The 15,935-nt window shown below is 64.2% G+C and carries 7 protein-coding genes; 5 read left to right on the top strand and 2 right to left on the bottom strand.

Going from position 1 to position 15,935, the window contains the following annotated elements:
• Window positions 1–51 precede the first annotated feature (51 nt).
• On the top strand, window positions 52–8,325 hold the full coding sequence (locus ON058_RS01210; protein ID WP_274667204.1) for a DUF5979 domain-containing protein: 8,274 nt from the start codon (window positions 52–54) through the stop codon (window positions 8,323–8,325).
• A gap of 27 nt (window positions 8,326–8,352) precedes the next feature.
• Here ON058_RS01210 and pgm read toward each other — a convergent pair whose 3' ends face one another.
• On the bottom strand, window positions 8,353–10,032 hold the full coding sequence (gene pgm / locus ON058_RS01205; protein WP_274667203.1) for a phosphoglucomutase (alpha-D-glucose-1,6-bisphosphate-dependent): 1,680 nt from the start codon (window positions 10,030–10,032) through the stop codon (window positions 8,353–8,355).
• A gap of 163 nt (window positions 10,033–10,195) precedes the next feature.
• Between pgm and ON058_RS01200 the strand changes: the two genes are divergently transcribed.
• The 3 genes from ON058_RS01200 (at window position 10,196) to ON058_RS01190 (ending at window position 13,242) form a co-directional block, all read left to right on the top strand.
• Complete coding sequence (locus ON058_RS01200; protein WP_274667202.1) at window positions 10,196–11,125, top strand: glycosyltransferase family 2 protein; 930 nt, start codon at window positions 10,196–10,198, stop codon at window positions 11,123–11,125.
• Window positions 11,126–11,136: 11 nt separating this feature from the next.
• Complete coding sequence (gene pheA / locus ON058_RS01195) at window positions 11,137–12,087, top strand: prephenate dehydratase (protein WP_274667201.1); 951 nt, start codon at window positions 11,137–11,139, stop codon at window positions 12,085–12,087.
• A 222-nt stretch (window positions 12,088–12,309) separates the two neighbouring features.
• A complete protein-coding gene (locus tag ON058_RS01190; RefSeq protein ID WP_274667200.1) occupies window positions 12,310–13,242 on the top strand; it encodes an endonuclease domain-containing protein in 933 nt (310 codons plus the stop codon).
• Window positions 13,243–13,410: 168 nt separating this feature from the next.
• Here ON058_RS01190 and ON058_RS01185 read toward each other — a convergent pair whose 3' ends face one another.
• A complete protein-coding gene (locus tag ON058_RS01185) occupies window positions 13,411–14,559 on the bottom strand; it encodes a diacylglycerol kinase family protein (RefSeq protein ID WP_274667199.1) in 1,149 nt (382 codons plus the stop codon).
• A gap of 41 nt (window positions 14,560–14,600) precedes the next feature.
• On the opposite strand from ON058_RS01185, the gene serS reads away from it, so the two are divergent.
• Window positions 14,601–15,872 carry a serine--tRNA ligase gene (serS, locus tag ON058_RS01180; protein ID WP_274667198.1) on the top strand — a complete coding sequence of 424 codons (1,272 nt, stop codon included), beginning with the start codon at window positions 14,601–14,603 and terminating at the stop codon, window positions 15,870–15,872.
• The last annotated feature ends 63 nt before the right edge of the window (window positions 15,873–15,935 follow it).

Genomic DNA, 15,935 nt, shown 5'->3' with positions numbered 1-15,935 from the left:
GCAGCGGTGCGCCATCTGCGTGCACCCGGTGGGTGAGCACAAGGAGGTCCCATGCGGACTCGGAGTTCTGTATCGGCGTTGTTGGTCGGAGTCTTGGCCACGACAGGTCTACTAGTGAGCGCGGTTCCGGCCTCTGCGGCACCGCCAGACTCGACGGTGTCGATCACCAAGACAGGCCCTGGCCCCGAGTCAATGCCGCTGGCGCCAGGCGCGACCTTCAACTACGTCATTGAGGTCACATGCAATGTGGCCAACTGTTATGACGCCGCGGTCACCGACACCTTGCCTCCGCCCCTGGTGCTCAACGGAACACCCACGATCGTGGGAGAGGACCCGTTCTCGATCATCACCTCAGACACCACCGGCGACGGCGTGGACGATGCGTTCGAGATTGACTTCATCAAGGATTTCGAGGACATCGCGAACCCCGGCTCAGGTATGACCGCGGGAAACATCACCACCATCACGATTCCCGTGAAGGTTCCGGATGATGCCGACTATGACTACTCGGGGGTGGAGTTGGTGAACACCGGTTCATTCGACGCCACGAACGCCACGAACGGGCCCCAGACCTCTGATTGGCCCATCACGATCGACGTGCCGCTGGACCTGGCCACGACGGTCGACAAGAGCTTTGACCCCACCTCTGGCACCGCCCGTGAAGGCGAACTGACGACCGCCACGATCAACGCGCAGAACAGTTCGGAGACGGGGGCGGACAGCTTCGCGATCATTGACCCAGCGCCCGGGTCCGCGAGCAACACGTTCGATTACCTCGATCTCGAGGCAATCCGCATCACGGAAATTCCTGACGGCGCGGACCAGGTCACGATCACGGTGAACACGACCGGTGGCCCGGTGTCGCAAACCCTCGACATCGCTTCGGTGACTCCGCTGCCGTTCACCGTTGACCTCACGGGCATCGATCCCGCGACGGTGACCGGCGTCGAGGTGGAGTTCCTCGACGACGGCACCGCGCCCCGCATCGCCGAGGATGCCACGGCCGGCATTGAGCTCGACCTGGTCCAGGAAGACCCGGGCACCCTCACCGACGATACGGTGGTCATGAACTGGGCAGGTTCTGAGGTCAATCGTGACGACGACACCGCCACAGGAACTTCGAACGAAGCGGACTACACGATCGAGACCAACATTCCGACGGTCGCGATCGACAAGGACTTTGACCCTGACTTTGTGGTGCATGGTGAGTCCTCTGTTGCCACGATCACCGCGGGAGTGGACGGTTCGCTCCCGGTCGAGTCGTTGACCATCACGGAACCTGACCCAGGTGTGTTCTCTCCCGATGGCCTCCACTTTGAAGGGTTTGACGGGCCGGTCGTGTTCCCGGAGGAGGCGGAAGAGGGGACGCTCACGCTGCAGACCACCGGTGGGCCGGTGGTGATCGATCTTGATGATGGAGAGATTCCGGACCTGACCGGCGTTGATGTCACCACGGTGACCAGCTTCTCTATCACCTTTACCAGCACTGATGGCGAACCTATTCCTCCTGGCGGAACCGATGCATCGGTCCCCGTCATCATTGGCACTCCCCCACTGGATGGTGTTGAACAAGCCGACTACCTGAATGAGGTGTCGGTCACTGGAACCACGGAGGACGGCGTGAACGGCACCGATGCCGACAACGACACGCTGTTCGCATTCGACGAGCACATTGACACCGTGACCGGCAAAACCATTACCCCCAGCGACGTGTTGGGGTGGGCCGGGAACTGGGTGGTGTTGCAACTGTCGGGCGGTATTGCAGGCGACCCCGTGGACGGCAACACTGATGACCCCTATTCCACGGTGGGGGCTGACGAGATCATCGTCCAGGACCCCATTGACCCGGAGAACTCTGATTTCTGGGATGCCTTCAACCCGGACTCCATCGTGGATGTGTCGGTGCCTGCAGGCACCACGCTAACGGTGAACTATTACGACACGACCACGGACTCCTGGGTGCAACTGACGACTCCCACAGTGGGTGATGGTGTCTTCAACTACACGTTCCCGCCACCCAATCCGGAGGACATCGGCGGTCTCCAGTTCGTGTACACCCCCACGAATCCTGACGAGCCGTTCGACCCGGGAACAGAGTTCAAGCCCAACGTCGTCATGGGGCTGGACCAGGACTGGTTGGCCACGGTCGACTGGGGCGACGACGGGCTAGTCGAACTGACGAACTGTGCGGTGACCGATGCGGAAGGCACCGGAGGCTCCGGCGACCCCGTGACGCCCGAGGCGCCTGCGGAAGCGTGTGCCCCGGTCACGGTAGAAGAGCCTGACCCCGACGGCAATGGGCCGGACATCGACAAGACGTTCGTGACCAACTCAGGTGACCTCGACGCCAGCATCCCTGGACGCTCGCACCAAACCACGAACGCGCGGATTCTCTGGTCAACCGGCGGCGTGGCCAACGTGGACCAGATGACGATCGTCGATGAGGCCGATGCTCCTGCCGCGGACACGGGTGTGCCGTTCGACTCGAGCGACAGCTTCTACGACGCCTTTGACTTGGTGCGAGTCTCCGTCACAGACCCGTTGTTGCAGTACGACGCCGTCGACGCGGTGCAGATCTTCAACGGCGACACTGGTCAGTGGGTCACGCCCGCGAACACTGTGTGCGATGGCGTCATCGACGGCAGTGCGACAGCGGCATGCCAGGGCGCAATGCCAGAGTTCAACCTCAACCAAAGTGAGCAGTCCACGACCGTGGCTGTTCGGGTGATCTTCATTGAGAACCCGGATAGCGACTCGCGCGCCACGGTGTCCGGAGAGATTGTGCCGCCGGTGGGTTCCGGTGTGGCCCGTTCGGACCAGAGCGACGGCAGGACTGTGGACTTGCGGTTCCGTGTCCGTGACTGGCTACGTAGCGACAACGCCGTTCCTGTGGACGAGTCGATTGTGTACAACCTGACGGACCCCGGCGATGTGGGCAACACTGCCGCTGCTCAGTCGGAGTCCACCGTCAACGGCGACTCCACGGTCACAGACGGCACCAACATCGTCATCACCGCTGCAGACCTGTCGGTGAGTGCCACCAAGACGTGGGACGGCTCTCCGGTGGGTATTCCGCCGGTGGGCACGCAGCCGTCCTTCTACCCGCACACGGGTGTGGGCCTGACGGTCACCAACGATTCGCAGATTGCCTATGTCGACGAGTTGTCGCTCGAGGACCGGCCTACGCTGGACCGCCCTGACCCCGACACGTTGCTGATGTCTGACGTGTTCAACATTGAGAGCATTGAAGACATCGTCCTGCCGGACGGCGCCGATGGTTTCACGTTAAACATGTACTGCGACGAGTCGGCTACGCCTTGCCTGTCGACAAGCGACATGAACACTGCTGTCAATGTGTGGGGCCTGACGGAGATGGCCGATGTTGTGGGTCTGGAACTCATCTTCCACGGCCGCAATGAGCCGGCTTTGGGCGCAGGCGATCCCACCACTGGCGGTATTCACCCCAACGCGACCGGGTCCATCGACTTCTTGCTGCAACTGCGGGAAACGGACCGGTACCGCGGCAACACATTGAATGATCCGGACGATGAGATCGTGTACGCCGGCCAGTTGGTCAACAACGTGGTGACCGGCACCGTGGACGATGCTGCGGCTGAGCCGGTGACGACCGATGACATTCCTGCGGACGTCCTGCTCGACGAGTTTGAGGTCGCTGTTGCCGTGACCAAGGGCTTCACGGACTCAGCTCCGGCGGACATGAGCACCTGGCAGGACCCCTATACCCAGGTGGAGACCACCCCCGAATCCAGCGATGAGTTCATTATGTGGCTGGGAGTGGTGCCGACGGCCGGCGCGCGCCCCGTGACCATGACGGTGAGTGACCTGGATCCCAGCTTCTGGAACGTGTACGAGTTCGTGCGGGTCGATGACGCGTTCTTCCGCACCGTGCCAATCGAGAACACCGTGATGCAGGTGTGCTTGAACTCAGAGAACCCCATCTCGGGGAGCCTGGGCGGCGCCATCTCTGGCGGTTGTGAACGCACCGCGGAGACGGACGGCACTGCTACCTATTCCGGCCTTGCTGCGGACTCCTACGACGGTACTGGCGTCCCCACGCTGCCAGGTTCCTACACCGCCGAGGACGTGAACGGCCTGGTATTCACCTTCAGCTCGGCTGACGCATGGGACAACCCCTGGAACCCCTTCCAGTCCGTTCCCGTGGTGGTCAAGCGACGCGACGTCATGCTCACCGGAGACGCTCCTCCCACGGACCTCGTGGGCAACCTCGCCGCTCCCGGAGAGACCCTTGCCGGCCACTCGGTGAACGAGATTTACGGCGAAATCACTGCGTTGCTCGGCGAAGACGGCGGTACCGACCTGGGTATCAGCAGCAACGATGCTGAAGACGATGCGACGGTCATCTACGAGCACTCCATCACCTCCGCAGAGGTCGTGAAGTCACCCGGTGGTCCCGACGACCCAGCGCAACTGTTGAGCCCTGGTGCTCCCATCGAGTTCGAGCTGACGTTCACCAACACCGGTGAGACGCCCATCTATAACCCCGTCTTCACGGACCTCATCCCGGACTCTGACGGTGACGGCAACCCTGACCTGATCATCAACGAGAACGTGATCCTTGCCGGCGACAGCCCGTATTCGTTCACTCTCGACGACTCCGCAGCCGAGCCGTTGCCCGCGCCATGGGTGGCCCCGTCGACCGATGTGGATGACGTGACGATCACGCCGACGCCCGCGACTGGAGACCCTGACGAGATCGAGTTCAGTTACCCCGGTGAGCAGGTGGCGCTCGCGGTGGGGGCCAGCTTCACGATCACCATTCAGATGGTTCCGCAGGCAGGTATCTCGCCGTCAGTCACGTTCACGAACACCGCTGTGATCGACGGGGACCGGTCGTTCGACTACTGCGAAACCGACGACGGCGATCCCGCGAACTACTTCGAGACCTGCGAAGGAGAAGCGACCAACGCGGTTGCCGAGGGAGGTGCGATCCGCACCGTGAAGTACGTCCGGGCGGGTGACACCGACAACCCGGACTACACCCTGGGCGCCTTCGTCGACGGCGCCACCGATGTGGCTTGCGACCCCACGACCGGCGAACCGGCCGACGGGTTCTTCGCCTCGCCCTGTGTGCCCCGCACCCAGGAAGGCCAGATCGAAACGTGGCGTCTGAGCCTCCAGAACACCGGAAACGTGCCATTGACCACGCTGGTCGCTGTCGACCGTTTGCCGGCGGTAGGCGACCAAACCGTGTTGCCGCCGCAACTCGACCGCGGCTCCCAGTGGGGCCCCATCCTCGTGGACCCCGTGGCATCGTTCCAGAACCACCCCGCCGGTGGCGGTGTCCTCGACGTGTATGTCACCACAGACGCGGTGCCATGTACTGACGAGATGACTGGTGGCGACTGTGGCGGTGCATGGCTGGACTGGGACACCTACACAGGTGACCTGGCAGACGTGACCGGCATCATGTACGTCGCGACCTTCCCCGACGACACCCCGCTGCTGCCGCGCGAGTACCTCACGGTCGACGTGGAGACCATGACCCCGGGCGTGCGCCCTCCCTCCGAAGACTCGATCGCCTACAACTCGGTGGCCGTGTCTGCGGTAACGGAAACAGGGACTCAGGTTGCCGCAACTGAAGGCGTGAAGGTGGGCGTGGCGCTCGCGACCGGCTCGATCGCCATCTCCAAGGCGCTCGATGGTGATGGTGCAGACGAGTATGCGCTCGACGACTACACCGTGGAGTTGGTGTGCACCGTCGACATCGATGGTGAGACGGTGGAAGTTATCCGTGACGAGTACACGCTGACTGCCGGTGACCCCGCGACCGTGGTGGACACGCTGCCCACGGGTGCCACCTGCACGCTCGAAGAGAGCGACTACGGCCAGTGGGACACCACGATCGACCCTGACGAGGTGGTGGTGCCGTTCGGCGACAGCGAGGAAGTGTCGATCGAGCTCACCAACGTCTACCGTTTGGCGTCGCTTGAGGTCGGCAAGGTTGTAGTCGGTGACGACGGTGGCTCCGGAGTGGATCCCGGTGAGGCTGGAGAGTTCCTCATCGGCGTGGCCTGTGTGTACCGCGACGAGTACGTCACGGCTACCAACACGGACGACTGGGTCCCGTTGGATGGGTATCCGATGATCATGACGGTGTCGCTCGAGCACCTCGAGTCGGTGGTGCTCGATGACCTGCCTGCAGGCGCGACCTGCATCGCGGGTGAGTACCCCGAACATGGCGCATCACGCGTGGGCATTGTGTGGGAGAACGACACCGACTTTGGGTTTGTCGTGGAGGAAGCCGACGGCGAACTCATCTACATGGACGAGTTGCTGACGCTGACCCCGAACGCAGGGACGGAAGAAGCCCCCGAACCCACGAACTTCATCGAGTTCATCAACCAGTTCGCCTCCGGTGAGTTGGAGATCTCCAAGACTCTCAGTGGTCCTGGAGCCGATGCGCACGTGGGTGAGGAGTACCAGGTCGCGGTGTACTGCGAAGCGGTCGACCCCGACGACCCCGACCACATCGTGGTGACCTTCGATGACACGGTCACCGTCGTTGGCGGCGAGACCACCACAGTTGGTGGAATCCTCGTGGGCTCTGAATGTGTACTCACGGAGGAACAGCCAGACGAAGGCGGGCCTGACCAGTGGGTCTTCGACCCCGCTCAAGACGGCGACACCTCCATTGGTGTGGTCACCATTGAGGACGACGGCACCGACACACCCGTGGCCCAGATCGCGGTCGACAACCGCTACGAAGTGCCCACGGAGCTGGTGGTCGACAAGATCGTCGATGGCCCCATCCTCAACGAGGCGGGCGACATTCCGGACGTCGGTCCGTTCGCCATCGAAGTGGTGTGTACCTACGCCGAAGGCACCCCATACGAGCGGGAGGTCTTCGCCGCCGAGTTCGCCTCCAACGACCCCGGCACGCCCATGATGTTCGACCTCATGCATGGCGAAAGCGAGACCCTGACGGACCTGCCGACCGGCACCGTCTGCGATGTCACGGAGACTGACACCGCAAGTGCCAGCGAGAGCACCGTGACCGTGCATCCTGCCGGAGAAACCGCAGAAACGTCCACGGGAACCGCTACCAGCATCGGCCTCAATGAGACCGGAATCTTCACCACGAACCGAGTGACGTTCACCAACACGTACCCCATCGGAGCGTTGGTGGTCACCAAGGAAGTCACTGGTGATGGCGCTGCTGAACGTGGCGATGGACCGTTCATCGTTCACGTCGAGTGCACCTCGGATGAGTTCGGCATCACGTCCTACACCGGTGATCTGACGCTCGGCGGAGATCAGCCGCTCGAAGCGACAGTGACGAACATCCTGGCGCCGTCCACCTGCGTGGTGACGGAGACGGACGATGCTGGGGCTGACACCGTGACGTACACGCCAGGTGAGCCGGGCGACAGTTCCGCCACGGTTCAGGTTCTCGATGGCGAGGAAGCCGAGGCCGCTGCGGTCACCGTCACGAACTTCTTCGAAGCTTTCGCTTCGCTCGAAGTGACCAAGACCGTGGACGAGTCCGTCATGGATGCCGAAGGCAACGTGCCCGACCTTGGCCCCTACTGGATCGCTGTGCAGTGCGTGTACGACGAGGGAGGCGTGAATGAGCATCCCGTCTATGCGGACGGCTACGGCCCACTGGCGCCCATGATCGCGGCACTCGACAACGGTGAAACAGCCGTGTTCGAGAACCTGCCCGCGAACTCCTCCTGTACCGTCACCGAGCTCTACAACGGTGGTGCAGCGTCAACGACGGTGACCGTGGTGACGGCCGATGCCGAGCCCACAGTGACGGACGGCGCTCAAGCGGACCTAGTGCTCACGCCTGGAGACACCAACAGCGCTGAGGTGCTGAACGTGTTCGCCGTGGGTTCGCTTGAACTCGTGAAGGAAATCGTGGGCGCCGGTGCAGAAGACGCCACCGAGCCCTTCGCGTTCACGATCGAGTGCACGTGGGAACGTCCGGACGTTGACCCCGTCACGACCTACAGCGGCACCGTGGTGTTGGGCGGCGGCGCACCGTTGACTGCCACCATTGACGGCATCGCAGCCGGCTCCGTCTGCATCGTCACGGAGACGGACAACGGTGGTGCAGACGACACCCGGCTGGTGCCCGCAGGGGACGGAGACGTGGAAGCCTCCGTGACCATCGGCGCCGATGCCACCGTGACAGTCACGGCCTACAACCAGTTCGACGAAGACGCCACGGGAGTGCTGCCCCTCACCGGCTACCAGGGATGGTGGATCCTGATGATGGCGTTGTTGACACTCGGACTTGGCGGGGCGCTGATCCTGATCGCCAGGCGCAGGGAGTTCTAACGGACCAGGGTCTGAGGCTCTTGTGGGTTAGCCCTCGAGAGCCTCAGACACCACCTGGCGTGCCGCCTGCTCCACCTCACCCAGGTGGGCCTGTGACACAAAGCTCTCCGCATAGATCTTGTACACGTCCTCGGTTCCCGATGGACGGGCGGCAAACCACGCATCGGCCGTGGTCACTTTGAGACCACCAATGGGAGCGCCATTGCCGGGAGCTTCCGTCAGCTTCGCGGTGATCTCCTGACCCGCCAACTCCGTGGCCCGCACCTGGCTGGCGGACAGTGCCTTCAGCTTGGCCTTCTCATCCTTCGTCGCAGTCGCATCCAGACGCGTGTAGTAACTCTGACCCAACTCTTCCACCAAGCCGGCATGGATCTGTGACGGAGTAGTCCCCGTCGCACCCGTGATCTCCGCCGCCAGCAGACACAAGATGAGGCCGTCCTTGTCGGTGGTCCACACCTTGCCCTCGCGGGTCAGGAACGACGCTCCAGCAGACTCTTCTCCACCAAAGCCCACCGAGCCATCCATCAACCCAGGCACAAACCACTTGAAGCCCACCGGGACTTCCTCCACCCGGCGGCCCACCTTGGCGCCCACCCGGTCAATCAGCGAACTCGACACGAGTGTCTTACCAATCCGCGCATCGGCCGGCCACTGCGGGCGTGCCCCGCCAAAGAGATAACTGATGACTGCCGCGAGGTAGTGGTTCGGGTTCATGAGGCCGCCGTCACGCGTCACAATGCCGTGCCGGTCGGCATCCGCATCATTGCCGGTCGCAATGTCGTACGGCGCGGCTCCACCGTCCATCAGCGTGCGCAGGCTCGCCATCGCGTAAGGGGAACTACAGTCCATGCGGATCTTGCCATCCCAGTCCAGCGACATGAAACTCCACGTGGGATCCACCTTGGGGTTCACCACCGTCAGATCAAGACGGTGCTCCTCAGCGATCGCACCCCAATACTCAACCGCAGCACCACCCAAAGGATCAGCGCCGATGCGCACCCCACCATCGCGAATAGCGTCCAGGTTGATCACCTTCGGCAGATCCGCCACATACGCCGCCATGAAGTCGTACGGCTTCACGCACGCTGCGCGCTTGGCACGCTCATACGGAATGCGCTTCACGTGCTTCCAGGCGTTCCCCGCCAGCAGTTCATTGGCGCGGTTCGCAATCCACGAGGTCGCATCCGTATCCGCGGGACCGCCATGAGGCGGGTTGTACTTGAAACCACCATCGCGGGGCGGATTGTGGCTAGGCGTCACCACAATGCCGTCAGCAAGCCCTGGACCGGACGTGCGCAAGCCAGCGGCCGATGCCGCACCGTTCGCGACCAGGATCGCGCGGCTCACCGCAGGCGTGGGAGTCCACGAGTTCCGGGCATCCACCCGCACCTCGACCTCCGCAGCCGCCAACACCTCAATCGCGGTCTCCGTTGCGGGGCCTGACAGCGCATGCGTGTCGAAACCAATGAACAGGGGACCGTCCGTGCCCTGCGCCGCGCGGTACTCCACGATCGCCGCTGTTGTTGCCACGATGTGCGCCTCATTGAACGCCGCATCAAAGGCGCTACCGCGGTGACCGGAGGTGCCGAACACCACCCGCTGCTCAGGATCGTTCGGATCAGGAATCACGTCGTAGTACTTCCCCAACAGGTCATCCACGTTGATGAGGTCCTGGGGCTGGGCGGTCGTGCCTGCGCGCTCGTGCATAGTCCTTACTCTTCCACCATCCCACGCACGCCTGCAACGGAACGTTGGTCAGCATCGGCCCCGCGCCATCCCGTGAGGGCCGCACGTGATCTCAGTCACGCTCACCCCACGAAAACCCCAAGGGTTGATCAAATCTGCCGGTGACGGCGCTAGGCTGGGAGCCGTGGCAGATCTTGACGACTCAGGCACGCCCGGCGACACCGCCGGAAGCGACGCCAGCGTGCGCGGACGCGGCACCCACCGCGGCGCCTCACGCGTTAGCAGCCGCAAGTCCGCGCCCCGCGCCGGACGGGTGCGCCGCCCCGCCGCCACCCCCGAAGACCTCCACGTCGCAGCGGCACTTATCGTCGCTCACAACAGGGCTCGCCGCATCGCTGCCACAGTCCGCGCCGCCCGCGCCATCCCCGGCGTCGACCTCGTCCTCGTCGTCGACGACGCCTCCACCGACAACACCCAAGAACTCGCACGCAAAGCCGGCGCCGTCGTGGTCCGCCACTCCCACTACCGCGGACGCGCCGCATCCATCGAAACCGGCGCATCGGTCATCGCAATGCGTGACGAACCCGGACGCACCCCGCGCGCCATCCTGCTCCTCCCCGGCGCGCTCGGACACCACGCCGTCGGTGCCGCACCCCTGGTTGCTGCCGTCACCGAAGACGTCGCCGACCTTGCCGTCGCCCTCGCAGAAGGCGAACCCCGCGTCGACGGCGCCTCCTCCAAAGCAGCCCGCCGTGCCGTCGAAAAAGCCACCCACTGGACCCCCGAGGAACCCCTCGCGCCCGTCCGCTGCCTCACCCGCGAAGCCCTCGAAGCCTCCATCCCCCTCGCCCGCGGAGCAGGACTCGAAGTCGGCATGATCCTAGACGTCCTCCACGCCGGCCTCACTGTCACCGAAGTCGAATGCGAACTGGGACACGTGCAACGCTCCGGCATCGAAGGAGGCGGCCGCGCACGCCTGGCCCGGTACCGTGATGTGATGCTCGCCATCAGCACCCGCCGCGTGAAGACAGGTCTCACGCCCGGACGCACCAGCGAGCCGGCAGCCCCCGGCGCCCCCGCGTCGAGCAACGCCGCCACGCCCGCCGACGACTAAGGACGCCCCACGTGACTGCACTTCCCCGGTACGCCTACCTTGGCCCCGCCGGCACCTTCACCGAAGCTGCACTGCGCACCATGGCCAGCCCGCAGGAAGCCGAGTACGTTCCCTGCGTTGACGTCGTCACCGCCTTGGGTGCGCTGCGCGCCGGAGAAGTCGACTACGCCGTGGTCGCGATCGAAAACACCGTGGAAGGTGGCGTCACCGCTACTTTGGACACCCTTGCGACGGGCGAGCCGCTCGTCATCCTGGGCGAGACGGTCCTGCCCATTGCTTTTGAGTTGTTGGTCCGCCCCGGCACCGAACTGGCAGACATCACCGCCGTCTCCGCCCACTCGCACGCCTGGGCACAAGTGCGCCGCTGGGCAAACTCGACCCTGCCGGATGTCGCTTTCGTCGCATCGTCCTCCAACGCCGCCGCAGCACGTGACCTCGCAAACGAGTCACTGGCGCTCGACGACCTGGGCTTCAACGCAGCCCTGGCCCCACCCGGCACCGGCGCCGCCACTGGCCTCACCGTGCTTGCCGACCGCGTCGCCGACAACGTCTCCGCAGCCACCCGCTTCGTCAAGGTGGGCCGGCCCCGCGCCATTGGCGAACCCACCGGCTCAGACAAAACCACCATCGTGGTCCACCTGCCCACCGACCAGGCCGGTGCTCTACTCCGGATGCTGGAACAGTTCTCCGTTCGTGGCGTCAACCTGTCCCGCATCGAGTCGCGTCCCATTGGGGAACGTCCCGGCGAGTACTCGTTCTCCATTGACGTGCTGGGGCATGTGGGCGAAGCACGCGTTGCTGAAGCGCTCGTGGGGTTGAAGCGCACGTGTCCCGTGGTGCGCTTCCTGGGGTCCTATCCCAAGGCCGACTCCGAGGTGAACCCCGTAGACGTCGGCACCGGCGAGGAAGCCTTCGATCAGGCGCATTCCTGGGTGGATTCGCTGCGCAAGGGCAACCACTAGCCACCTTCCCGCCAAATGGCTCCATTTCGCTGTTTTAGGTACGTATAACAGGCATTTTGTGCCACTTCGCTCGGCCGTGGGGCCGTGGGGCCGATGCTGGGCTTGCGACGCGCCGGTTTCGACGGCTCTGCGTTGTCCCCAAGACCGATGCATGGGGCCGGCGTCCCCAGGGCCGTCGGTTGCGGTGGGGTTGCGTAGCGCGGCCAACCTAACGTCGACCGCATGTCACCACGCTCGACGTTCGCCGTGTTCTCGCTCGCCGCTGCACTAGCCGAGTCTCGCCTCGCCCACCACCGGCGCGAAATAGAAGAGCGATGGTCAAGCGCCACGTTGACGGAGGCTTTGCGGTTCGGAGATGTGGTGAGGGTTGGCCCCGGCCTCTATGCGCACCGCGACGCCGCCACTTCCGTGCCGTGCAAGCTCTCCGTCGCTGCACAGTGGCTGCCCTCCACCGGTGCCGTCGCGGGCCGCGCCGCATTGTGGTGCGCGGGTTGGCGCGATGAGTCTCCACCGGTGATCCATGCTGTGGTGCCGCGCGGTACGCGCACTCCCGCACCCGCTGTGCTCACCGTCCGCCGAACCGACGTACCCATGGACGTCACAGTGATTGACGGCGTGCGCGTGGTCAACCGCGTGGATGCCCTCATTCTCGCGTGGCGATGGACGACTGATCGGGAACGTATGGGCTTCGTGTTCGACGCATTCAGGTCAGGGATCGCGTTCCCCCAGGACGTGCTGCGTCGATCTGCGCATCACCCCAGGTTGCCTCAGCGCGCGGCGCTTGAGGAGGCGTGTGCGCTCGCAACCCGCGGCGTGACGTCGATGTTGGAGTATCGCGCAATGACCGAGGTCTTCACCGGCGATGAGTGGCTGGAGTGGGAGATGCAGGGCAAGGTTCGTGCGGGCGGCCGAACGTTCAAGGTCGACCTTCTCTTGCGCCAAGCCAAGGTCGCCGTTGAGTTTGATGGTGCGCGCTTCCACTCGGACGATGCGCACCGCCGCCACGACATTGAGCGTGACGCTCTCCTCGCGGGTGAGGGTTACGTGACGGTCCGGCTCACGTGGGAAGACGTGACGGGCCGGCCCGAGTGGTGCCGTCAGCACGTGCGCAAAGCGGTCGCGCACCGAATGGCGGGGTTCGCTCCAGAGCGCTAACAGCGGTTCTTGCGCTTCCTGACGGCGTCGCCGGGCATTCTGCTTGGGCCGCCTGCGGGCACGACCCAACCGCCTCTAGTGGCACAAAATGGCTGCTATAGGCCCCTAAAACAGCGAGATGGAGCCATTTCGCGGGAAGTCAGGCGCGGGACGGCGCCCCAGACCGTTCTAGTCCCGCGGAATCCTCACCACAAGCGAACCCGGCTTCACACGACCTCGCAACCGGATCGCCCGGCCCAACGACTCGCCATCAACCTGAACCCGCTGCGGCGACTCCATCTCGATACTGACAGCCGTCCCACGCGCATGATCGATGCGAGACGTGCGCCACGCACTCAACAGTTCGGACTGCTTGATTCCTGCACCTTGGGCCACAACCGATCCCAACAGTTCGGTCCAGCCCACGATGCCGCCGCGGGCGTCCAAAGTGGCGATATCGAGCTGGGCGTCCGTGATGGAGGCGTCGGGGATCAGTTGCAGGCCGCCGGGTAGCCGGCCAGCGTTCGCGAGCAGCACGGTGCGCATTTCTGCTGTCACTTCGTCGCCGTCGTCAACCGCAACGGTGGCGGTCATGCGCTTGTCGCCCAGGTGTTCCACGGCGGCAAAGAAGTACGCGAGCCAGCCCACGCGCTTCTTGAGGGTGGCATCGGCGCCTGCGACCATCTCTGCGTCGATGCCTGCGCCGGCCATCACCAGGAACAGGTGGGTGCCGTCTTCGCCGTGGCCGGGGAAGGCACGTTCGACGTCCATGTAGCCCACGTCGACTGCTTGGCTGGTGCCTTCGAGGATGACGCGGAGTTGTCCGTCGACGTCGTTGAGGGGGATGTCGAGGTTGCGGGCGAACAGGTTGCCGGTGCCCATCGGCATGATTCCCATCGCCACGTCGCGTCCCACCAGTGCCTCGGCGACTGCACGGACGGTGCCGTCGCCACCGACGGCGACCACGACATCGGCCCCTGCTTCGATGGCGGCGCGTGCTTGTCCGGTGCCGGGGTCTTCGATGGTGGTGTGGAGCCACAGAGGTTCGGGGAGGTATCGCTCGGCGCAGGCGCGGAGGACTCGCTCTCGCAGTTCGGTGACGCCTGTCTTGGAGGGGTTGGCGACGAACGCGACTACTTGCCGTTCGCGGCCCTGGAGTGCGCCTGCTTGTTCGGCGGTGGCGCTGGAGATAGGAGTGATGCGCAGCAAGCGACGCCAAAACAGCGGGACCGAGAGCGGATCGCGGCTGCCGACGCGTCGCACCACCGTGATGGCAAGGACGAGCGCCACGACGGCGATCACTAGGGCGGAAGCCCCGAGCGTGATGGGGAGGACCATGACAGGAGCCTACCTAGCGTCGCCCCGTTAGACTCGCGGACATGATTGACCTCAAGCTCTTGCGTGCCGAACCCGAGCTCTTCCGCGCTAGCCAGCGTTCTCGGGGCGATGACCCGGCCATTGTGGACCAGGTGTTGGCCGCTGATGCCGAGCAGCGTGCAGCATTGACGGAGTTTGAGGCCAAGCGTGCCGAACAGAAGTCGTTGGGTAAGCAGGTGGCGCAGGCTCAGGGCGATGAGAAGCAGGCGTTGCTGGCTCACACCAAGGAGTTGGCGGCGCGTGTGAAGGAGTTGCAGGCGACGGCCGATGCCGCGGCCACCAAGGCTGTCGAGCTTGCGCGTTCCTTGGGTAACGTGCCGGAGGACGGTGTTCCTGCGGGCGGTGAAGATAACTTCACGGTGCTGCGTCATGAGGGCCAGGTGCGGGATTTCGCGGCCGAGGGCATCGAGGTTCAGGACCACCTGGCCATTGGCGAGGGCCTTCAGGCGATCGACATGGAGCGTGGCGCGAAGGTGTCGGGCGCGCGTTTCTATTTCCTGACTGGTGTGGGCGCGCAGCTTGAGCTTGCGGTGTTGAATGCGGCGATGAACCTGGCGACGGAACGTGGTTTCACTCCCATGATTACGCCCACGCTTGTGCGTCCGGAGACGATGGCTGGCACGGGCTTCTTGGGTAAGCACGCGGATGAGATTTACTTCCTTGAGCGCGATGAGTTGTACTTGACGGGCACCTCTGAGGTGGCGCTCGCGGGCTATCACACGGACGAGATCATCGATCTGGGCGACGGCCCCAAACGTTATGCCGGTTGGAGTGCGTGCTACCGCCGTGAGGCTGGTTCGGCGGGCCGTGACACGCGGGGCATTATTCGCGTGCACCAGTTCCACAAGGTGGAAATGTTCTCCTATGTGACGGCGGCCGATGCTGCGGCTGAGCATGCACGTTTCCTCTCCATTGAGGAGGAAATGCTCAAGGCCCTTGAGCTTCCGTACCGCGTGATTGATACGGCGGCGGGCGACTTGGGTTCGAGTGCTGCCCGCAAGTTTGACTGTGAGGCGTGGCTGCCGAGCCAGGAACGGTGGATGGAGGTCACGTCGACCTCGAACTGCACCACGTATCAGGCGCGTCGTCTGGCGATCCGCGAGCGGGCCGAGAGGGGCACCACGCCCGTGGCGACCATTAACGGCACCATCGGGACCACCCGGTGGATTGTGGCGTTGTTGGAGAACCACCAGCAGGCTGACGGCTCCGTGTATGTGCCGGAGCTTTTGCGCCCGTACCTGGGTGGTCGTGAGTTCCTGACTCCTGTCGCGTAGGGGCATTGCGGGCACGACGGGGGCCGATGCGCGGGTTCGGGCAGGCGGTGCGGGTTCACTGTC

The organism is Demequina sp. B12, from assembly GCF_028823635.1.
GTDB lineage: Bacteria > Actinomycetota > Actinomycetes > Actinomycetales > Demequinaceae > Demequina.
The sequence above is the reverse complement of the archived record's forward strand: the minus strand, read 5'-3'. Positions and strand labels throughout refer to the sequence as shown.